This is a genomic window from Roseixanthobacter finlandensis, assembly GCF_043195105.2.
GTDB lineage: Bacteria > Pseudomonadota > Alphaproteobacteria > Rhizobiales > Xanthobacteraceae > NCEH01.
Window position 1 is genome coordinate 150,792 of sequence record NZ_JBAFWO020000001.1, and the last position, 18,843, is coordinate 169,634.

22 protein-coding genes are annotated in these 18,843 nt (G+C 66.4%); 5 read left to right on the plus strand and 17 right to left on the minus strand.

Annotated elements, in window-relative coordinates:
• Window positions 1-10: 10 nt before the first annotated feature.
• The 14 genes from V5G24_RS25475 to V5G24_RS25540 form a co-directional block, all read right to left on the minus strand.
• Window positions 11-943 carry a DUF2493 domain-containing protein gene (locus V5G24_RS25475; RefSeq protein WP_394085378.1) on the minus strand — a complete coding sequence of 311 codons (933 nt, stop codon included), beginning with the start codon at window positions 941-943 and terminating at the stop codon, window positions 11-13.
• A 336-nt stretch (window positions 944-1,279) separates the two neighbouring features.
• On the minus strand, window positions 1,280-2,341 hold the full coding sequence (locus V5G24_RS25480) for a DUF7146 domain-containing protein (RefSeq protein WP_394015645.1): 1,062 nt from the start codon (window positions 2,339-2,341) through the stop codon (window positions 1,280-1,282).
• A 15-nt stretch (window positions 2,342-2,356) separates the two neighbouring features.
• Complete coding sequence (locus V5G24_RS25485) at window positions 2,357-6,727, minus strand: strawberry notch-like NTP hydrolase domain-containing protein (protein ID WP_394085377.1); 4,371 nt, start codon at window positions 6,725-6,727, stop codon at window positions 2,357-2,359.
• Window positions 6,728-6,872: 145 nt separating this feature from the next.
• Entirely contained in the window at window positions 6,873-7,070 is a 198-nt protein-coding gene (locus V5G24_RS25490) for a hypothetical protein (protein ID WP_394085376.1), read from the minus strand.
• Between the two features lie 280 nt (window positions 7,071-7,350).
• Entirely contained in the window at window positions 7,351-7,650 is a 300-nt protein-coding gene (locus V5G24_RS25495; protein ID WP_394015642.1) for a DUF4326 domain-containing protein, read from the minus strand.
• 150 nt (window positions 7,651-7,800) lie between these two features.
• The gene (locus V5G24_RS25500; protein WP_394015641.1) at window positions 7,801-8,043 is read right to left on the minus strand and encodes a DUF6117 family protein; all 243 of its coding nucleotides are present in this window, start codon (window positions 8,041-8,043) and stop codon (window positions 7,801-7,803) included.
• 72 nt (window positions 8,044-8,115) lie between these two features.
• Window positions 8,116-8,862 carry a hypothetical protein gene (locus tag V5G24_RS25505; protein ID WP_394085375.1) on the minus strand — a complete coding sequence of 249 codons (747 nt, stop codon included), beginning with the start codon at window positions 8,860-8,862 and terminating at the stop codon, window positions 8,116-8,118.
• Between the two features lie 112 nt (window positions 8,863-8,974).
• A complete protein-coding gene (locus V5G24_RS25510) occupies window positions 8,975-9,169 on the minus strand; it encodes a hypothetical protein (RefSeq protein WP_213375218.1) in 195 nt (64 codons plus the stop codon).
• Between the two features lie 2 nt (window positions 9,170-9,171).
• Window positions 9,172-9,549: a DUF6915 family protein gene (locus tag V5G24_RS25515; protein ID WP_213375361.1), complete on the minus strand. Its 378-nt coding sequence runs from the start codon at window positions 9,547-9,549 to the stop codon at window positions 9,172-9,174.
• 10 nt (window positions 9,550-9,559) lie between these two features.
• Entirely contained in the window at window positions 9,560-10,036 is a 477-nt protein-coding gene (locus tag V5G24_RS25520) for a DUF6878 family protein (protein ID WP_394085374.1), read from the minus strand.
• Between the two features lie 90 nt (window positions 10,037-10,126).
• A complete protein-coding gene (locus tag V5G24_RS25525; protein WP_394085373.1) occupies window positions 10,127-10,765 on the minus strand; it encodes a hypothetical protein in 639 nt (212 codons plus the stop codon).
• A 67-nt stretch (window positions 10,766-10,832) separates the two neighbouring features.
• Window positions 10,833-11,207, minus strand: a complete 375-nt coding sequence (locus V5G24_RS25530; RefSeq protein ID WP_394085372.1) for a hypothetical protein — start codon at window positions 11,205-11,207, stop codon at window positions 10,833-10,835.
• A complete protein-coding gene (locus V5G24_RS25535) occupies window positions 11,207-11,698 on the minus strand; it encodes a UCP036055 family protein (protein ID WP_394085371.1) in 492 nt (163 codons plus the stop codon). Before V5G24_RS25535 ends, V5G24_RS25530 begins: the two co-directional genes overlap by 1 nt.
• 106 nt (window positions 11,699-11,804) lie before the next feature.
• A complete protein-coding gene (locus V5G24_RS25540; protein WP_394085370.1) occupies window positions 11,805-13,931 on the minus strand; it encodes a ParB/RepB/Spo0J family partition protein in 2,127 nt (708 codons plus the stop codon).
• Window positions 13,932-14,367: 436 nt separating this feature from the next.
• On the opposite strand from V5G24_RS25540, the gene V5G24_RS25545 reads away from it, so the two are divergent.
• Entirely contained in the window at window positions 14,368-14,679 is a 312-nt protein-coding gene (locus V5G24_RS25545; RefSeq protein ID WP_394085369.1) for a transcriptional repressor TraM, read from the plus strand.
• A 21-nt stretch (window positions 14,680-14,700) separates the two neighbouring features.
• Here V5G24_RS25545 and V5G24_RS25550 read toward each other — a convergent pair whose 3' ends face one another.
• The gene (locus tag V5G24_RS25550; RefSeq protein WP_394085382.1) at window positions 14,701-15,627 is read right to left on the minus strand and encodes a hypothetical protein; all 927 of its coding nucleotides are present in this window, start codon (window positions 15,625-15,627) and stop codon (window positions 14,701-14,703) included.
• Window positions 15,627-16,583, minus strand: a complete 957-nt coding sequence (locus V5G24_RS25555) for an ArdC family protein (RefSeq protein WP_394085368.1) — start codon at window positions 16,581-16,583, stop codon at window positions 15,627-15,629. Before V5G24_RS25555 ends, V5G24_RS25550 begins: the two co-directional genes overlap by 1 nt.
• Window positions 16,584-16,865: 282 nt before the next feature.
• On the opposite strand from V5G24_RS25555, the gene V5G24_RS25560 reads away from it, so the two are divergent.
• Genes V5G24_RS25560 through V5G24_RS25570 form a run of 3 tightly spaced genes read left to right on the plus strand, consistent with a single transcriptional unit; the run spans window position 16,866 to window position 17,874 of the window.
• Window positions 16,866-17,171 carry a type II toxin-antitoxin system MqsR family toxin gene (locus tag V5G24_RS25560; protein ID WP_213375363.1) on the plus strand — a complete coding sequence of 102 codons (306 nt, stop codon included), beginning with the start codon at window positions 16,866-16,868 and terminating at the stop codon, window positions 17,169-17,171.
• A 2-nt stretch (window positions 17,172-17,173) separates the two neighbouring features.
• Window positions 17,174-17,593 carry a type II toxin-antitoxin system MqsA family antitoxin gene (locus V5G24_RS25565; RefSeq protein WP_213375230.1) on the plus strand — a complete coding sequence of 140 codons (420 nt, stop codon included), beginning with the start codon at window positions 17,174-17,176 and terminating at the stop codon, window positions 17,591-17,593.
• Window positions 17,594-17,619: 26 nt separating this feature from the next.
• The gene (locus tag V5G24_RS25570) at window positions 17,620-17,874 is read left to right on the plus strand and encodes a hypothetical protein (RefSeq protein WP_394085367.1); all 255 of its coding nucleotides are present in this window, start codon (window positions 17,620-17,622) and stop codon (window positions 17,872-17,874) included.
• Between the two features lie 38 nt (window positions 17,875-17,912).
• Here the strand turns inward: V5G24_RS25570 and V5G24_RS25575 are convergent, their stop codons facing one another.
• Window positions 17,913-18,083 carry a hypothetical protein gene (locus V5G24_RS25575; protein ID WP_213375234.1) on the minus strand — a complete coding sequence of 57 codons (171 nt, stop codon included), beginning with the start codon at window positions 18,081-18,083 and terminating at the stop codon, window positions 17,913-17,915.
• Between the two features lie 412 nt (window positions 18,084-18,495).
• Here V5G24_RS25575 and V5G24_RS25580 point away from each other — a divergent pair, with 412 nt between their 5' ends.
• Window positions 18,496-18,789: a WGR domain-containing protein gene (locus V5G24_RS25580; protein ID WP_213375365.1), complete on the plus strand. Its 294-nt coding sequence runs from the start codon at window positions 18,496-18,498 to the stop codon at window positions 18,787-18,789.
• The last annotated feature ends 54 nt before the right edge of the window (window positions 18,790-18,843 follow it).

Below are 18,843 nucleotides of genomic sequence, written 5' to 3' on the forward strand. Positions count from 1 at the left end.
GAACCGACGCTCACGCGCCGCCCCCGAACCGCCAGACCGGGATGCCCATCGCCTTCGCCTTGTCGGCCAAGTTGTCGGTGATCCCGGAGCCTGGGAAGACAACGACGCCGATCGGCAGCGCCCTGAGCAATTCGTCGTTGCGCTTGAAAGGCGCCGCCTTGGCGTGCCGCGTCCAGTCGGGCTTGAAGGACACTTGCGGTACCTTGCGCGCATCCGCCCACCTTGAGGCGATGAACTCCGCGCCCTTCGTCGATCCGCCATGGAGCAGCGCCAAGTCGGTATGTTTGGCATGTACCTTGTCGAGCACGTCCCAGATCGCCTGGTAGTCGTTGCAGTCGAGGCCGCCGGCGAAGGCGACCTTCACGCCGGCCGGCATCAGAGGCTCGATCTCGATCCGGCGCTTGGCGGCGAGGAAGTCCCGGCTGTCTATGACTGCGGCGGTCAGGTTGCGATGGTTGACCTTCGAACCGGTCCGCGGATGCCACACCGATCCGACATGGGCCTCGAAGAGGTCGGCCGCGTGCTCACGGAAGAACTCCATGGTCTCGCGGCGCTCGATCATGGTCGTGCCCTGGGCGATGAGGCGCTCGAGTTCGACGGAGCGCACCTCCGAGCCGTCCTGTTCCTGCTGGCTCTTGCGCTGGTCGTCCTCATTGCGGTCGAGCTCGCGCTGGATGCGGCCCGCCGCGCGGTGGAACAGGTTGACGGTCGACCAGAGCAGGTCCTCGAGGTCGGGCTCGAGCCGGGTGTCGGCCAGGGTCGCGATGAGGGCATCGAAGATGTCGGCGAGGGCGCCCCGGACCACGGGCTCGTCGGGGAGGGGTCTCGGATCGGGCTCGTCCTGGTGCGGACGGTGGCCGTAGAGCTGCAGTTCGTGGATGACCTGGGATGTCGCGGACGAAGCGTGGATCGGCTCGTCGTCGGGGTGCTGGTCGATCGCCATGGGGATGTCCTCCGTGGGGCGGCGGCCGCGCCCATCGCGGCCTTCGTGGCGATCAGGCGGCGGAGGGGTCGGGCTTGCACCGCCAAGCGCAGCGCGGCGGCCGGAGCATCGCGGAGGAGGGCAGGGCGGCGGCTGTTTTGATTCGCGATGCAAAGGCAGGCTTGCCTGCCGGCGGAAAACAGTTGCCGACCGCACTTGCCGGCCCGGCCGCTCTGACGCCCACTCGCCCTCTAGAAGGCCATGGATGCGGCCCTCTCTCGCCAAGGGACAATCTCCTGCGATCAGCACGACCGGCTCCCCGATGCCGCGCACCTCTTCCCCTCCCGGCGCATTCCGTCACGCCGCGAGCAGGAACCGCGCTCCGTCCTGCGGGACGAGTTGAGACCCCAGATCCTCAGTGAGACTGGGGCTGCCGAGCCGTCGAAGGTCTTCGTTGAAATCGCCCAGCCTCGGCGACAGCGTCAGAACCTCGATCCCGAGCTGCCGCGCACGCCGGCTCAACCGTTCCATCCCACTGCGTCCGGCAGGATCAGCATCGACAGCGACGTAGAGACGCCCCAGCGAAGGCGGGAGCTGGATCGCGGCAAGGTGGTTGGCCGACAGGCCAGCGATCATCGGCATCCTGGGCATGACCATGCGCAGCGACATCATGGTCTCGACGCCTTCGCCGGCCGCCATCACCGGGTTGGATTCGTCGGAGCGCATGCCGAAGCGAACGCCGTTGCCGAGAAGGTCTCCCATCGCCCGCCGCTGCGACGCGACCGGCGCTTTCTCGCCAATGTCGTAGGGATGAAGCCAGGTGCGATGCACGCCGGTGATGCGTCCGCGATCGTCGGTGACGGCTGCGATCAGAGCCGGGAACGTGCGTGTCGGTGCATCATCATGGTCGCGATAATAGCAATGCGGATGGAAACGAAGGAACCGGTCATCGACGATCGCTGAGGCGATGCTACGGTGCTTCAGGTAACCATCGGCCCACGTGTCGGCGATCGGGCGCGCCATGGCGAACAGACGCCGTGCCGCCTCGGCTGTATTGCGCGGCTTCGACGAAAATCGTGATCCAGATAGGGGAGGGGGCTCCGGCAGGGGCAGGCTGAGGAAAGCCCGCGCTTCATCCTTGGCGTCGCGGATGTCGGTGAGGCCACGGTTGAGTGCGATCAGATCCAGCAGGTCGCCATGCTCACCGGTTGCGCCATCGGTCCACTTGCCGGCAGCACCCTTGCCGTAGTCGGGGCCGCTGAGCCTGACATAGAGGGATCGCCCCGGCGTGCCGAGCGTGTCGCCGACAAGCCAATAGCGACCTTCCTTGTGACCGGCACGGAGATAATGCCGGCACACCGCTTCGGCGTGATGCGCGAGGCGGCGTGCCAGCTCGGAGGTCGAGTTGGCGGAGGACATCGTGACGGCCTCCGATCAAGCGGCCGCGCGGTCGATGACCGTCGTGAGCGGGTGGCGATCCAGCAGCCGGCCAACGACATCGAAGCCCGACACGCCGACCGGGACGAAGAAGCGCAGCTTCCAGGCGATGATCTCGCTGAAAAGGCCCATCGCGCGGAGCCGGTCCCGCATGCCCTCAGTGAACCCGGTGAGCTCGACGCGATGATCGTTCATCACGCGCACCCGGCGAAGCTGGAGCCCGTCGGCAAGTTGCAGGACGGCGCGGCCGGCCGAGACCGCCTCCCATGCTTCCCCTGTGGTGAGCGTCGGCGCGCCATCCTGGCCAAGATTGCGATAGAGCGTCGAGAGTGCCGCCGGCGAAATCAGCCGGCCGATGACGCGCTCGCCGTCATCGGTCTGCAGGCGGTAGACCTTGCAGGTCTCGTCGGGGATTCGCTTCCAGATCGGGAGCAGAAGGCCGGTGACGACATGAAACGTCGACGTCGTGAACTCCGGCAGGTCCGCGATCTCGGCAGACCAGGCCGCAACGAAGCTCTCGCGATCCGCTTCCTCCCAATGCGTCTGCGACAGCGCGTCGAGGCCGATCGCATGCCGCTCCGTCGGCCGCAGCAGGCGGACGCGGCGCTCCACCTCGCCGTCGTCGAGCATCAGGCTCGCAGCGGAAACCTGGACGGCGGCGCGGTTCGACTTGGCATTGATCAGCAGCCTGGCATCACGCTCGGCAACGCGCTGCAACGCCTCGTCGAGCGACATCGGCTCGTTGCGATCCTTCCGCGCGATCGTGAAGACGCGGGTTTCGGCGCCGGAGGCGTCATGGACGTAGACGGTGCGGCGCTTGGCGACGACCATGCTGTCGGCCCGCACGGTCTCGACGCCGGCGTCGTAGTGACCCGAGGCAATGGCCCCCTCGATCTTCGCCACCAGGATGGTCTCGAAGACATCGAAGAGCAGGTTTTGCGTGCCGATGGTCAGAGCGAGCAAACGGTTCAGGAAGGTGGTGATCGCCGGCAGCTCCTCCCGGATCGATCCGTCGCTATCGGTCAGCGAAAGGCCCGTGGCGCTCTCGAACTGCTGCAGCGAGCACCCGTCGATCTTGCCAGTGAGGAGGCGCAGATAGAATTGCCGCAGCGCCGCTTTCGCGTAAGCCGATTCGAGATTGTCATCGGCGCGGAACAGGCCCTGGCCGCCGGTCTGGCGCTGGCCCTTGGTGATGGCGCCGAGCGTGTCGAGCCGGCGCGCGATCGTCGACAGGAAGCGCTTTTCCGCCTTCACATTGGTCGCAACCGGACGGAAGAGAGGCGGCTGCGCCTGATTGGTGCGGTTCGTCCGCCCGAGGCCCTGGATGGCCGTGTCGGCTTTCCACCCGGCCTCGAGGAGGTAGTGGACGCGCAGGCGCCGGTTCCGCGCCGAGAGTTCGGCGTGGTAGCTGCGGCCGGTGCCGCCCGCATCGGAGAAGACGAGGATGCGCTTGTCGTCGTCCATGAACGCCTGCGTCTCGGCGAGGTTTGCGGAGCCCGGGCGATTTTCGACGGCAAGGCGATCGAGGCCGTCCTTGCCGGCCTTGCGCACGATACGGCGGGACCGGCCGGTGACCTCTGCGACAATATCCGTCCCGAAGCGCTGGATGATCTGATCGAGTGCGCTCTGGACGGGATCGAGCCCCGCGAGATGCTCGATCATCCGGTCGCGGCGCGCCACGGCCTCGCGGCATTGCACCGGATGGCCATCCTCGAAGACCGGCCGCGACGACAGATTGCCCTCGCTGTCCGTGAAAGGCTGAAAAAGCTGCGTCGGAAAGGAATGCTGGAGATAGTCCAGCACGTATTCCCTCGGCGTCACGTCGACCTGGATATCGCCCCAGTCCTCGGTCGGGATCTCGGCGAGCCGTCGCTCGAGCAGAGCCTCGCCGGTCGACACGATCTGAATAACCGCCGCGTGGCCAGCGGCGAGATCCTGATCGACGGCAGCGATCAGGCTCGGGGTTTTCATCGCGGTAATGAGGTGGCTAAAGAAGCGCTGCTTCGAACTTTCAAACGCCGAGAGCGCGGCCGACATCGCCTGGCCATTGAGCGTGCCCTTGCTCGAGCGGATGTTCGAGGCTTCCATCGCCGCGCGCAGGTTGTTGTGGATGATCTGGAAGGCGCCGGCATAAGCATCGTAGATGCGGATCTGATCGGGGGTGAGCTGATGCTCGACGAGCTCATATTCGACGCCCTCATAGGAGAGCGACCGCGCGGCGTAGAGCCCGAGCGCCTTCAGGTCGCGCGCCAGCACCTCCATCGCGGCGACGCCACCGTCTTCGATGGCGGCGACGAATTCCGCGCGATTGGCGAAGGGGAAGTCGGTGCCGCCCCACAGGCCGAGGCGCTGGGCGTAGGCCAGGTTCTCGACGGTCGTCGCGCCCGTCGCCGAGACGTAGAGGATGCGGGCGTCCGGCAACGCGTGCTGCAGCCGCAGTCCGGCCTTGCCCTGCTGCGAGGCCGCCTGGTCGCCGCGCTCGGTCTTGCCGCCGGCGGCGTTGGCCATGGCGTGGGCCTCGTCGAACACGATCACGCCATCGAAGTCCTTGCCGAGCCAGTCGACGATCTGCTGGACGCGGCTGACCTTACCCTCGCGCTCCTGCGAGCGGATCGTGGCGTAGGTGGTGAACAGGATGCCTTCGTCGAGGCGGATCGCCGAGCCCTGGCGAAACCGCGACAGTGGCGTGACCAGGAGACGTTCCTGGCCGAGGGCCGACCAGTCGCGCTGCGCATCTTCCAGCAGCTTGTCCGACTTCGAGACCCAGACGGCGCGCCGACGGCCGTGCAGCCAATTGTCGAGCAGGACGCCGGCGACCTGGCGGCCCTTACCGGCCCCCGTCCCGTCGCCGAGGAACCAGCCGCGCCTGAAACGAACCGCGTTCTCGGCATCGTCTGGCGCCGCGGCGACCACGTCATAGGTCGCATCGACCGTCCAGGACCCCGCGAGATGACCCGCATGGGCCTCGCCGGCATAGATCACGCTCTCCAGCTGCGCGTCGGAGAGCAGGCCCTCGGTGATCACTTTCGCGGGGAGCCGCGGGCGACAGGCCGGCTTGGGCGGCGCGACCGAGGCCATTGCCGCCGATTGCACCAGAAGGGTCGGATGCGGCATCGCGTCCGGAATCCGGATCGATTGCAGCGCGTAGCCCTCATAGATCGCGTCCGAGAGGCTGCCGCGCTCGGTCGGCGCCCAATCCACGGTCTCGTATGCGAGCTCGACAACCGGCTCGTCAGGCGCCGGCAGCATGGTCGAACGAAGTGGACGCGACGCGGTCGATGGGATCTGGCGCGGCTGCCTGACGATCGACGGGGAGGACGAGCGAGCCGCCGCCATCCCAATGGGCGCGCGCTTCGGCAGCCGCTCGGCGATCCAGTCCAGCAGCATGCCGACGTCGGACGCGGCACCGGGCGAGACCGGAAACGCGCTCGCATCCTCGGCTGGCACCTTGTCGATGACCGTCAGCCTCGTCTCGATCGTCGTGCCGTGAGGCGCGTAGACGCGGCCGTCAATGGCTGCGGAGAACACGACGCGCCCACGTTCCTGGAGGCGGATGAAGCCGTCGCGCCACCGTGGCGCATCCGGCGCCATGCTCGCTCCGGTGATCGCGACCAGTCGGCCGCCGTCCCTCAACCTCGCGAAGGCAGACACGAGATGCTGGAACGCGGCGTCCCGCACTGTCCCATCGACATGAGCGGCAACGGAGAATGGCGGGTTCATCAGGACGACGGTGGGGCCACTGCCCTCGTCGAGCCGATCATCGATCTGGGCCGCATCGTGGTGCGTGACCGTGACCGAAGGAAACAGCATCCCGAGCAGATCCGCGCGCGTCGCGGCAAGCTCGTTGAGCATCATGCTCACGCCAGGCTGCTCCGCAAGAATGGCGAGGAGCCCGGTGCCGGCCGAGGGTTCGAGCACGACGTCCCCGTCCGTGACGCCAGCGGCAACAGCCGCGACGAAGCCGAGGTCGATCGGCGTCGAGAACTGCTGAAAGCTCTGGCTTTCCTCGGAGCGACGGGTCTGGGTCGGCAGCAGCGCCGCGACGCGCGAGAGCATCGCGAGAAGCGCCGCGGGCTTTGCCGCCTGCCGGCGCATGGCCGGGCCATACTTGCGCAGGAACAGGACCTGCGCGGCCTCGCAGGCCTCATAGGCGTCGCGCCAGAGCCACCTGCCATCCGAATCCGAGCCGCCGGTGGCCGCCTCCATCGCACTGCGGAGAATGGGGGTGGTGATGCGGCGCCCGCGTGCGAGCTCTGGCAGAAGGAACTCGGCGGCCGCAAGAATTTGGGCTGCAGTCAATGGGGCGGACGAGGCGGGAGCCGGAGATACAGCGGCACCCGCTGCAGACGAGGGGGAAAGGCCGTTCATGTGGGACGATCCGGGAGAGCTGGGACGGGCAATCCGCCGGTCGCTCTCTCTCAGTCCCGGCCGGATCCCCCCGTTCCGGCCTTTCTCTCACTCTCGGGTCGGCACGCCTGGCCGCGGCACTTGGCGGCGGCCAGCGCGCGGCGGGTCAGGAAACATCGAAGTCATCAGCCAGGCCAAGCTCTTTCAGCCTCGCGACATCTTCGAGACGGACAATTTCGAAGTCGTCGGATCGGTGGCTGAACTCGCCGCGCCACACCTCTCCGAGCGTCGCCCACGCCCCATCCGGCCACACTGCGATATCGTCGGGATGGTACGGCGGCGTCTGCATGGTCGTCCTGCTCATGATCCAGTCTTTCTGAAATTGGTCGGGGTCATTCCCGATGACGCCATAGGAGAGGGCTGGACGGCGCGGTCACCGAGTAGACGAGGGGAACCCCTCGCGGGTTGACCGACACAGCCGGCGAGACCGCTACCAAGGTGGCAATGGAAGGGATGGCCACGGCTCATACACGGGGCATGGGCAAGATGACCGCCAGGACAGACGGTATGCCGGAACCGGAACTATGCCGGATCGCGCCGGAACAGCGGGGACGCCTCCATGGGTACGTGATGAATCGGCGGCGTTAGGCCGCCTGGCGCCACCAGGCGATGCGCTCCTCGCGCGTCGCGCTGGCGAGCCGCAGCAGGAGGTCGCCATGGCACGCTGCCGGCGCGCAGAAGCAGACGAGATCGTGACCGCGAAGCTCGTCGAGAGCTCGAAGAAGATGATGCTGGTCATGCAGCCAGCGCTCATGTTTCGCGATGACGGTCGCACGATCGCCATCGGGGCCAATCCTGAATGGATTGCCCCACTTTGTCCCGCGGCCGATATAGATGGCGCCGTGCGGGACGCCGACCTTGTGCTTGTTGAGAACCTTGCACATCGCCGTCACCTCCTGATCCGCGCTGCAACGGCATGTCGGCGGGACGCAGCCAGGCTTTGCAGGTCACGCTCGACCTCATGGTCGGGGCGGAAACGGCGTGTCCGTTGACCCGCAAAGTGCGGCGTCCAGACAGGACCTGTTGCGGGCGCGTCAGGTCGACGGCGACGTCGCCGGCGGTTCGAGAGGCGGCAGATAGGCGTCGTAGGGGTCCGCATCGGCGAGACGACCAAAGGGGGTCATCGTGAAGTCGGCGCCGTCGCGACCGACGGCACAGATCACGTATCGCGGCGCACCGGTCACCGCGTCAGCACATTCCAGCAAAGCGAGGTTTCCGTCGCGGGCGGCCCGCAGGAGCGTCTGGAAGTTCGCGCGTGCATGGTCGGGTATAGCCATGGCAGGTCTCCTGAATCAAAAGCCCGGCACAGTGGCCGGGCGCAAACGGAGGCGTGAGCAGGGAAGGGGAGGTCAGCCGGGCGCCTGATCGCGCCTCTCGGCGGCACGAATGGCCGCGACCGCCGCGCGAAACTCGGCGGCGCCTTGTTCTTCCGACAGATCGCTGCAAGCGACGACATCGAGACAGGCGGAGCGAATGTCGCTCTCGGTCACCGCGTCCGGGTTGATCGAGGTGAGATCGGGGTCGGCCCCGATCGCCTCGGCAATCTGCTCCTTGACCGCGTGCTCGCGGACACGAAGAAGAACATGCGTGCCGGCATAGAGGGCATCATGCGCATCGTCTCCAAGGAAGTCCTCGACGATGTCGTTGGTGGATTTGCCACGGATGGCGTCAGCCGTGATGACGACGGCCATGCCACCGAAACCGTCCGGACGCATCCGGGTGCAGGTGAAGGCGGAGATGGCGGTGACATGGTCGAGGGTCGGCGAGCGCCGGACGATGTCCTGCAGGATGAATTCCCACGACATCCCGCTGAGGTCGATCTCGACATGGGTGTCGTCATCGGTGAGCGCCGCGATCCTTTCAGAGATATAGGCGTTCACGGTACTCTCGGTGTCGGCCGAGGCGGCGATCGCACGCCGAAGGTCTGGAACCGGGAGCTCGAAGCTGTCGCTCGGACCGATCTCGGCGAAGAGGTACAGACCGTCTCCGTCCGCCTCGGTGTCGAAGATGTGGCCGAGGATCAAGCGCTCGAGCGCCGTCATGTCGGCACTGGGGATGGTCGGTTGGATCACCGTGGGAGAGTGATAGTCAGCCATTAGGTCTGCTCCTGAAATGAAAAGCCCGGCGTGAGGGCCGGGAAGCGGAAAGGACGGACGACGTGTTCGCATCGGCGGATGCGACGGATCGCGATGGTGGACGACGAGCGCGTCACAGGCGGAATGTGCGGACGAGCTCCTGAGCGTTGCGGTGATGTTCGAGCATCACGCGATAGAACTGCTTGCGCTGGGCACGCTTGGCGGGATCGTGCCGGGCTTGTCGCGCGAGCTTGCGAGACGCGGCGCGGACGACGGCTTGCCAGCTCGCATGAACGGTGATGTCGAGCCGAAGATAAGTGCCGTACATGATCAGGCCGCCTCCGTGCTCGCTGCCGCCAGGGCGGGATCGACCTGGAGTTCAAGGCGCTGCGCGCGCCCCATCCAGGGCTCCGGGCGGATGGTCCGAACCCAATCGGCGAAGGACGGGATGAAGCCGAGATCCTCCTGAACGTGCTGTTCGCCGACCCAGCGGGTCGGGATCACACGGCCGGTCGAGAGCGTGATCGTGGTGCCGAAAATGGTCTCCGCCATGAAGATGCCCTCGGCGTGGTGCCGCAAGGCGCGGTGGCGAAAGTCCGCGGTGATCTGCTTCGATGCATCGAACCAGCTATGAATTGCGAGATAGTCCTCGACCGTTCCGCCCCATTTCTTCACCGAGGACAGGGCGTGGTGATAGGGATGTGCCATCGTCGCCTCCTCAGAACTCGTGGACGTAGTTTTCGGTGGCGCTGTAGCGCTCGTTGTAGTCGAGGCTGATCGACCGCTGTTCGACGTCGAATGTGAAATCGCCATAGGCGCCGTCGCCGTCCTGCCATCCGCCATGGGTCTGGCCGAGGAAGTCGTAGGCGAGTTCCTCGATGGCGGCCCGCAGCGACAGCAACTGCGTCCTGGCTTCCGGCTCACCCCACGCAAGCCCGGCTATTTCGACCAGGGTGTCCGGAAGCGAGACGGCCTCGGCTCCCGCGAGGGCGTCGATGCTCTCGATCTGCCCACTATCGCCATAGCCGTCGAAATTGACGGCGACACTGGTGATGCCGGCGGCCGCGAGCGCGTTGAACAGCGTCTCCTTGTTCGATGTGAGACGATCAACGGCCTGCCGATGGCTTTCGTCGAGTTTGCTCGACCAGTCGTCGAGGCCGGCCGGCGTGATCGGCGTAGGGTTGTCCTTGGTCATGATGGGCTCCTGAAAATGAAAAGCCCGGCTCGAAGCCGGGCGGGTTGGGGACGCTTGAGGAGAAGTGTGCACAGGACAAACCGCGGTCGATCACGGCGGCGCCGGGATCACTTGGTATTCGACGGGTCGTCCGTCGACGAAGGTCGGCACCAGCAGGCGAGCACGTTCGCAAGCGGCGTCGGCGTCCTTGCGCTCGAGAAAGCGAAACGCCCGTGCAATCGACAGGGAAGCGCGTGTTCCCCATTCGGGGTCCCAGCCGCACAGGTAGTCCTGTTCGCCGAAGCTGTTGATCACGCGGGCGACGACGAAACCGGTCGGCGGGATGTCGCCGATATCGGGGTCGCGGGCGCCGGCAAGGATCGCTTCGCCCTTGGCGATCGCCGCATGGGCGCGCGGAATCCAGTAGGATCTTTCCTGCCCATCGAGATCGCGGTCCTGGGCGAGCAGTTTCAGCAGCCCGAGCAGGATCTCGAAATGAACGGCCTTGCGGGTGACGGCCTCGCCGAAGTGGGTCGGCACCGGCAACGCGACCCCATAATAGGCGGCGTCGGCGCCGGGCCAGATGCCGGACACATAGGTCTCTCCGGCGCTCTCATAGTCGCGTTGCTCGCGCGACCAGTCATCGTCCTCGATGGCCAGACGGCAGGCCTGCGCGAGCGTCTCGGCCTCGTATGTCTGATGCCGGAAAACCGGCAGGTGATAGGTGGTCTCGATGGTGAAGGCGGGCATCGTCGTGCTCCTGAAACGGAAGCGGCCCGGCATCGCTGCCGGGCTGCAGGTTGATGGGGATGGGACATCAGGCGGCGTGCGATGGGCTCGGCCGGGTCGCCATCACGGCGCGCACCTGCGCGGCGAGGGCGGGTATGTCGTCGAGCAGGGACAGCGGCGCGAAGTGATTGGCGCCGCCGGTATAGTCGCGGCGATCGCGACAGGTCCGGATGAGAATGCCGGTGTCGCAGCGGCTCGCCGGCTGGCAGACCTGCACATAGATCTGCTCGCCATGGAGAGTGATTTCGCCCGAGACGGCGATGCCGCCCTGGTTCGAGCGGAGATCGAAGCGGCCGGCAGGAAGGCGCAATTCGGCGACGAGCTGGCGCAGGCGCGCTCGGGCCGTCGCGTGGAACCGGCGCTTGCGTTCAGCGTGATAGGAGCAGTCGGCGTACCAGTCCATCACACGGCCTCCTGCGCCGGAGTCCCCGATGCGTCGTCGGCGGCGGATGCATCGCCGAAGTCGTCGATCTGCTCGATGCGGGCCTCGGGGTGTCGGTTCTGCCTGAGCCAAGCGTCGGCCGCGGCGCGGTCATCGGCGAGATGGAGAAGCTCGACGGCTTCGCCATAGGGCCGCACGATGCGCCACCTGGCGGCTTTGGGAATGTCGATGACCTCGAACTGCAAGGCGCTGTCGACGCCATGGGTGCGATGGACGATGACGAGCACGATATCGGCGCTGCTGATGTCGCCCTCATGCAGGGTGATGGTGGCAATCCCGCTGAACCGGCCGGTTCCGAAGGCCGGGGACTTGCGGATGAGCCGGCCGACGCCATTGGACCGCCGCCATGCTGCAAGCTTCCTGGTGAAGCGCGCCGGCGGCCGGGGGGTGCCGTCGGAGAACCGGATGAGGGCGCCGAGGGGCGCCGTGTCGTAGATTGCCTTGGCGGACATGATTGGGCTCCAGAAACGACGAAGCCCGGCGCGGGGCCGGGCTCATCTGCGGATGGTGGGGTGAAAGGAGCCGGGGCGACCAATGCCGCCCCGACGTCTCAGCGGATCATTCGGCCGCGTCGAGGTGTTCGAGTTCGCCGTCCGGATCGCCGGTCGCGCCTTCGTCGGCATCGATGTCGCCGGCGAGGAATTCAGGCAGGTCCTCGTCGCCGGCGTCGTGGGCCGACGCATCAGGTCCCTCGACGGCCACGTCGCCCGTGCGCAGCGGCTCGGGCAGCCAGCCGGAGTCGGCGAGCAGACGTTGAGCTTCGGCTGCCATGTCGGCCTTCTTCAGGTGGTCGATGAGCTGCGCGGATTGCTCCCCCTTCGCCTCGCGCACCGCCTCGAGGATCCGGACCTTGGGCACGCGGCCGAGATAGTTCTCGACCGTCGGGACCCAGCCGACCGCCGCCATGTCCAGTGCCACGGCGCGCGCCAGATGATCGGCGTGAGCCTGCCGGTCCTTGTTGCGGTTCCAGGGCTCATGCACGGCGTTCACCGAGAGCGACGCGCAGTACGCGAAGAGCGCCTGGCGGCTGTCGCCGTCGAAAGCGACCAGGGCGTTCCACAGATCCGCGGACTTCTCCGGCAGGTGCTTCTGCCATTCCTCGTGCCGCTCACCGATCGCCTTGGCGGACGGCGTGTCCTTCAGGCCCGGGGCCTGAGCCGTGAAGCCGCTGCTCTTGGCGGTGATCTCGACGCAGGTGTCCGACGCATAGCGGTAGAAGGCGTTCAGCACGAGCACATGCAGCACCGCGAGGAAGGCCGTGTCGAAATCCGCCCCGACCGCCTCGCGCAGGGCCAACGTGCGATGCGCCGTCAGCTCGATGATCAGACGCTCGGAAAGCGGGCGGAGGGTGTCCTCCTCTTCCGGTTCCGCCTCCACGCCGTCGCCATCGCCCGTGGGCGCTCCGCCGACGGTGATCGCCGCCTGCGAGACAGGTGCGCGAGCGCCTGCGCCGGGATTGTCGCCCCCGGTCGCGGTGCCGGCGTCTGCATCAGGGGCGGCCTCGTCTTCCGGCCTGACGAAGCCACGCTCGATTTCGAGCTCACCATCGGCATCGATGCTGACGAACACGCCAGCTCGGGCGATATCGGCCGGATCGTAGCGAAGCGGGCGATCCTCGAATTCCGCGATCGCCGTCTCGAGTTCACCAAGGCGCTCATCGACCTCGTCGGGAAGCTCCTCGGCGCTGTCATACTGCTCGTTCAGCGTGTCGAACTCGGCCTTAAGCGCCTCGTAGCTCGCAAGCTCCTCCGCCGACATGTCGATCGGTTCGCCGACCAGACGGCGCAGGCCGTTTGCGTAGCCGTACTTGAAGTCGAGTGCCGCCGAGACCCATTTCCAGCCCTCGCTCGCGATGGTCTGCGCCTCCGCCTTGAGCCTGTCGTCGACCAGCCGGTCGAGAAGCGCCGGATCCTGCAGCCAGCCGCCATGATCGTCGGTGAAGAGATCACGCATCACCACGCCGCCGGCCGCTTCATAGGCGTCGAGGCCGACGAACTGAGCGCGACGGTCGCTGACGCGCACCGCGCTCTCGGTGAGAAGCCTGCGGATGTAATAGGCCTCCTTGTTGTAGGAACGGGACAGGCTGTCCCAGATCTGCTCCTGACGGGCATGGTCCGAGGAAACGCTGAACGCGGTGAGCTGCTCCAGCGTCATATCCTCGGCCGCATAGACCTCGAGCAGCTTTTCCGAGATGGTCGTGAGCCGCAGCCGCTGCTTGACGACATTGACCGGCACGAAGAAGCGTGCGGCGATCTCCTCCTCGCTAAGGCCCTTGTCGATCAGGGCCTTGAAGCTGCGGAACTGGTCGAGCGGGTGGAGCGCCTGGCGCTGGACGTTCTCGGCAAGCGAATCCTCCTCCGCCGAGGTGCCGGACGAGGCGTCCCCGACGACGCAGGGCACCAACGCAGTCTTGGCGAGGCGCTTCTGCTTCACGAGGAGTTCGAGGGCACGATAGCGGCGGCCGCCGGCGGGAACCTCGTACATGCCGGTCTCGGTTCCCTCCTCGTCGAGCACGGGGCGGACATTCAGGCTCTGCAACAGCTTGCGGCGGGCGATATCCTCCGCCAGTTCCTCGACGCTCACGCCGGCCTTGATCCGGCGAACATTCGCCTGGGACAGGATCAGCTTGTTGAAGGCGATGTCCCGGGCGCCGTTCAGGACGATCTTCTGGATGGCAGGTGCCATGTTCGTTCTCCGTGGCGGACCGGCCGGGAGCCTCTCTCCCCGCCTCCTGATCCGTCACGAAGTGACCCGGCCCCTCTCTCGCTCTCGGCTCGGGCACGAACGGCCGCAGCCCGGCCGGCGCCCGCGACGGAAATGTTGACGGCCGAACAACGATCTGGAACCGAGCGCCCCGACTCGGTATGAAAGCTGCGGGGCGGTACGCGCCGCCCTGGGGCGTGGAAACCCCAAGAGTACCGGTTTGGCGCCGGCCGTTACGGCGCCGGATTCCTTGACCATGCGGTCGGGGAGCCTGCGACGTATGTCCAGGCGCCCCCGGGTGCTAAAGGTCGTAGGGACCGGGTACTCTCGGTTTTCCAACTCCCCGATCATGGGTGGTCGAGGGCATGTTTGCGGGGGCGGACCGCAGACACATGCCCTGGGAGTGGGAGACCGAGGCGTGGCAAAAGCCGTCGCACCCGAGCCGGGTTCCCTGGAGGAGCGCGCCGTCGCCGCGCACCGCGCCTATCTGATGGCGCTGGTCGCGTGGGAGCGCACGCTGCACCGGATGAACTGCGCAATCTGCAGCCCTTCAGATCTGTGCGAGAACGAGCGTGTGCAAGTCTGTGTCGCTGCCGAAGCCGAGAAAGAATCACGTCGGATCGCGTTCCGTGATCTCTGTGACGAACTTGGATTTGTTCCCGCCGGCCATGTTATTGCGTTGCCGGCAGAAGAATTATCGGCCTGCTGTGATTTAGCTTCGTCGCATTGAAGCGGAGTTGAGATCATCGGCTCAGACGCCGCACAGGCCTTCGCATTCGTTCGCGAAGAGATCCTGCTGACCGCGGTCGGCGGCGGTCGACAGATCCGCCTGCTCCAGCGGAACGGCCGAACGATGGAGGTAGAGCTCGGCGCGCATGCCCCGCATGCCTGTTCGAATCGCGCGGTCGACGGTGACCGCGTCACGCCACCCTTCCGCGTCGTGGTCGCGAAGAGCGCGCCACATGGCGTCGCTGTGGAACGGACACCCGATGCAGCTGCTCTTCGGCGGTCGAGGATATCCGTGCCGATCGAGCCAGCGCAGGCAATCCCAGCGAGTCATCCGCCGCTCGATCAGGGGCCAGCGATTGACCTGCCAGGCTTCCCGGCTCGGCTTCATCCGGACCACTTCGTCTAGCGAGATGCCGATCCACTGTTCGACGACAGCGTGGTTCGGCGAGTGTCGGCCGGTGAGACCTGCGAGCTCCCGGACCTTCCTGCGGATGGGCACGATCTTGTACTCTGACGTGCATTGGCGGCGGATCATGCCGACGTCGACGAGATCGGTCGCGAGGACCCGCTCGCCGATCTGGACGTCTTCGCCATCCTCATCTTCGCCATAGACGGCGATCGGGGCGCCAGCGGGCGTCACGGTGCGGGTGAAAGCGGGAATCGAAGCCCATCGCAGGCCGCGGGCGCCGTCCAGGAGATCCTCGCGGAGATTGCCGGCCGCGACAACATGCACCGGAAATGGCAGGACCGCCTCCGAACGGAGCCAGGCAAGATGATCATAGATCGCGCGTGGTTCCCAGCCGGTGTCGGCAAAGATCGCGCAGTGGGGGAGGGGGCCTATTTCGCCATGCGCCGCCATCAGGGCGAGAGTGGTCGACTGGACGCCGGCGCCGAGGCTGAGGATACGAAGCGGCTCCGCCGGGTCGTTCTTGACAGGGAGGCCGTGCATCACGCCGCCTCCTGCTCGGCGCCGTCCATGTCCTGGTCGGCGAGGCTGGCGGCTTCGGGAAGGAAGGCCAGCAGATAGTCGGCCGCTTTCGAGGCGGCGCTGGCGGCACGGACGATGGCGCGGTTGTCCTCGCGAACGATGTCCAGCCACGCGCCGAGATAATCTGCATGCCGAACGGTCGGGACGATGCCGAGCGACGCGCAGACGAAGGCGGCCGAGAGCTCGGCCACGCATTCCTCGATGAAGTAGGGCTTGGAGCCGAACGCTCCGCTCTGGTCGCGCCCGAGACGTTTCCTGGCTCCCGTCCAATGCGACAGCTCATGGGCGGCGGTGCGGGCGAAATTGATCGGGACGTGGAAGGCGCCAGGACGTGGCACTTGGACGTAGTCGTGCCGGGTGTCGTAAAAGGCCTGGTCGCCGCCGAGACGAAAATCGGCGCCGCTGGCCTTGATGAGGGCGTCGATCGCCGGCGGCACGACGGCGTCGGGAACAGCGGGCACCGGCGCCGTCAGCGTGTCGGGGAGACCGTCGCACTGGTCGGCGTTGAAGACGGTGAAGCGCTTCAGGAAGGGGATGCCGCCGCGCCCGTCACGGTCCCGGCTGCCGCGCGCATTGTCCTCGCCCGGCGTGAAGCGGCTGGCATAGACGACGGTGGTGCCATGCTCGCCCTTGCGCACGCTGCCGCCGAGCCCGAGCGCCTGGCGGAAGGTGAGCCAGTGCTGGGTGCTGAAGCCGTGCTCGATGACGGTGTGCCAGAGAATGAGGATGTTGATACCGGAGTATTTTCGCCCCGTCGTGGCGTTTCGCGGCATGGCCAGCGGGGCGGCGGCGGCGGACCAGGGCTGGACCCAGGGGACGCGGCCGGCCTCCAATTCGGCGATGATGCGGTCGGTGATGTCCTGGTAGAGTGACGCCCGGTTCGGGGCAGGGCGCCGGCGGGTGGCTGCATGGTCCATGGCGGGTCTCCGCGACGGGCCGGCCGCGAGCCACTCTCGCTGGTCCCTCGACCCGTCACGGCCGGACCGGCCACCCTCTCGCTCTCCTGGAGGGCCTGCCTCCCGCGCCCATCCTTTCCCGGCGATCCGCGGCTTGGCCTCTGCCGCGCGACCGATCGTTACCGCAGGCGCAGACCCGGGACGGGGCTGCGTGGAGACGGTGCAGCCGGCGGCATAGAGCGGGGTCCGACCCCCATCGGACGCGCCCTTGAACTGCCACCTTTATGGTGGCATATTTCGACCATGGAGAAGCGGCGGCCGACCTATGATCTCGAGGCCATCAAACTGGCACTGGGGTCGGTCGACCGCTTGGCGATGACGACATCGGCGCTGCGGGATGCGACGGCGCTCGGATTCGATCGTGGTGGCATCGTCGAGACGATTATCGGCATCGAGCGGCGCATGTTCTTCAAGTCGATGACAACGTTCGCCGATCATCGCGTCTGGCAGGACGTCTATCATGTGCCGGCGCGGGGATTGACGCTCTATGTGAAGTTCCAGGCGGACGTCATCACCGAGTTCACGGTCATGTCGTTCAAGGAGAAATGACCATGGCGATGAAAGAGACGGTGCTTCCCGACACCATGACGGCGCCGGAAACTGGCGAGATCCTGACGCGCAGCGTGCGGCCGTTCGTGGTGGCCTATAAGGGCGTGAGCCTCATGGTCGAGCTGCCCGGCTATTATCCGGCCGGCGAGGGCGACGGCATCCATGTCGGCAAGGACATGGCGGTGGTTGACGTGGCGCTGCGGACGCTGAAGGAACAGGTTGACGGCACGCCGTCGCCGGCGACGATCCGGCGTGTGCGCACCAAGCTGAACCTCTCCCAGCGTGACGCTGGCGCGTTGCTCAAGGTCGGCGAGAACGCCTTCGACAAATACGAGCGCGGGCTGGTCGAGCCGAGCGGCCCGACCAGCCAGCTGATCAAGCTGCTCGATCGCCATCCGGAGATGGCCGACGAGTTGCGCTGACTGGAGTGGATGTTTGGAGCTCTGCCATGCCGACCTGGCCGAAGGACAAATTGCTGAAGCATGGACCCGAGCTGCCGATGGAGGAGCGGATCCGGCGCTACCAGCACAACATACGCGCCATCCGGGAGTCCGGATGTCCAGTGCCGACATCGGCTTATGCCGATACGCTCGACCCTGCCGAGATCGAGCTCTGGTTTGCCGACAACGCGTATCGTAGCCATCGCCTGAAAGAGGCGATCAAGGGATTGGCGGAGCTGCCACCGGATAGCCAGATTCCCTGACCGCGGGGACCCCGCCGGGGCCCCGCGTCGAGAGCGCCTCATCGCGCATAGGGATCATATTCGTGAATGACCGAGGCAGGGTCGCCGTCGAATTCGTCCGAGGGGAGAACGCCATAGCCGCCGTCGGACTCGAAGAGCGTGATGCAGACCATCAGGGTCTTGGCGAGGTTCCAGGCGTGGTCTTGAGCAAGGGTGAGGTTCTGCGACATCGTATCAGCTCCCGTCTTGCGGCGGGGACCATCCCCGCTCGACAGGCGCCCGAAGCGTCCGGATTACGGCCGCGATCACCTCGCAGGCGAAGCCGCAGAGGCCGCATGCGCGCATAGCGGACCCCTGGCGGGTTGATCGCAGAAGGCCATGGCCGAGACCAAGGAATTGCGCTGATTGAGAGCGGGGTGGCTCACCGTGGAAGCCCCGGGTGCCGGGGTCGCAGAACTCTGTCAGAAGCGGGCCGTACCCTGCCTCCGCAGCCTGCTGGCCGTCACGTCGGCTGATCCGAGCCGACCGTCATCACCAAAACGAATCGATCACGGGGCAACTGATTCAATCATTGCGTTGGACCATGCGCGCACGCGCGTGGGACTGTGCATCATGCTAGACGATCATCGGCCCTCGCCATCAATGCTTCAGGTTCTCGTGCTCGACCGTATCGACGCGTCGCAGAACATGGCGCGTTACTATGTGCTGTCGATCGAGCCGACGTTATTCGGGGAGACGGCGATGGTGCGCGAATGGGGGCGGATCGGGAGCTTTGGGCAACGCCGCACTGAACTCTACGCGCAGCGCGAAGATGCGCGCATGGCGCTTGGAACGTGGCTGGATCGCAAGCTTCGGCGCGGCTATCAGCTTCGGATCGCGCCCGCACTCCACGGTGGGAACGGCACGACTCGATTGCCCGATAGCCGTCACGAATGATCGCGGCGCCAGTGCGCAATGGTGATTTCTAACCATACCCGCCGCGCTTGATTC

Excerpts from the sequence above, each read along its gene's own strand:
- V5G24_RS25550 (WP_394085382.1), bottom strand. The coding sequence starts at position 15,627 with ATGCACGGCCTCCCTGTCAAGAACGACCCGGCGGAGCCGCTTCGTATC.
- V5G24_RS25560 (WP_213375363.1), top strand. The coding sequence starts at position 16,866 with ATGGAGAAGCGGCGGCCGACCTATGATCTCGAGGCCATCAAACTGGCA.
- V5G24_RS25490 (WP_394085376.1), bottom strand. The coding sequence starts at position 7,070 with ATGAGCAGGACGACCATGCAGACGCCGCCGTACCATCCCGACGATATC.
- V5G24_RS25575 (WP_213375234.1), bottom strand. The coding sequence starts at position 18,083 with ATGTCGCAGAACCTCACCCTTGCTCAAGACCACGCCTGGAACCTCGCC.
- V5G24_RS25510 (WP_213375218.1), bottom strand. The coding sequence starts at position 9,169 with ATGTACGGCACTTATCTTCGGCTCGACATCACCGTTCATGCGAGCTGG.
- V5G24_RS25515 (WP_213375361.1), bottom strand. The coding sequence starts at position 9,549 with ATGGCACATCCCTATCACCACGCCCTGTCCTCGGTGAAGAAATGGGGC.
- V5G24_RS25480 (WP_394015645.1), bottom strand. The coding sequence starts at position 2,341 with ATGTCCTCCGCCAACTCGACCTCCGAGCTGGCACGCCGCCTCGCGCAT.
- V5G24_RS25500 (WP_394015641.1), bottom strand. The coding sequence starts at position 8,043 with ATGGCTATACCCGACCATGCACGCGCGAACTTCCAGACGCTCCTGCGG.
- V5G24_RS25570 (WP_394085367.1), top strand. The coding sequence starts at position 17,620 with ATGCCGACCTGGCCGAAGGACAAATTGCTGAAGCATGGACCCGAGCTG.
- V5G24_RS25580 (WP_213375365.1), top strand. The coding sequence starts at position 18,496 with ATGCTTCAGGTTCTCGTGCTCGACCGTATCGACGCGTCGCAGAACATG.
- V5G24_RS25520 (WP_394085374.1), bottom strand. The coding sequence starts at position 10,036 with ATGACCAAGGACAACCCTACGCCGATCACGCCGGCCGGCCTCGACGAC.
- V5G24_RS25540 (WP_394085370.1), bottom strand. The coding sequence starts at position 13,931 with ATGGCACCTGCCATCCAGAAGATCGTCCTGAACGGCGCCCGGGACATC.
- V5G24_RS25505 (WP_394085375.1), bottom strand. The coding sequence starts at position 8,862 with ATGGCTGACTATCACTCTCCCACGGTGATCCAACCGACCATCCCCAGT.
- V5G24_RS25485 (WP_394085377.1), bottom strand. The coding sequence starts at position 6,727 with ATGAACGGCCTTTCCCCCTCGTCTGCAGCGGGTGCCGCTGTATCTCCG.
- V5G24_RS25535 (WP_394085371.1), bottom strand. The coding sequence starts at position 11,698 with ATGTCCGCCAAGGCAATCTACGACACGGCGCCCCTCGGCGCCCTCATC.
- V5G24_RS25525 (WP_394085373.1), bottom strand. The coding sequence starts at position 10,765 with ATGCCCGCCTTCACCATCGAGACCACCTATCACCTGCCGGTTTTCCGG.
- V5G24_RS25530 (WP_394085372.1), bottom strand. The coding sequence starts at position 11,207 with ATGGACTGGTACGCCGACTGCTCCTATCACGCTGAACGCAAGCGCCGG.
- V5G24_RS25555 (WP_394085368.1), bottom strand. The coding sequence starts at position 16,583 with ATGGACCATGCAGCCACCCGCCGGCGCCCTGCCCCGAACCGGGCGTCA.
- V5G24_RS25475 (WP_394085378.1), bottom strand. The coding sequence starts at position 943 with ATGGCGATCGACCAGCACCCCGACGACGAGCCGATCCACGCTTCGTCC.
- V5G24_RS25495 (WP_394015642.1), bottom strand. The coding sequence starts at position 7,650 with ATGTGCAAGGTTCTCAACAAGCACAAGGTCGGCGTCCCGCACGGCGCC.
- V5G24_RS25565 (WP_213375230.1), top strand. The coding sequence starts at position 17,174 with ATGGCGATGAAAGAGACGGTGCTTCCCGACACCATGACGGCGCCGGAA.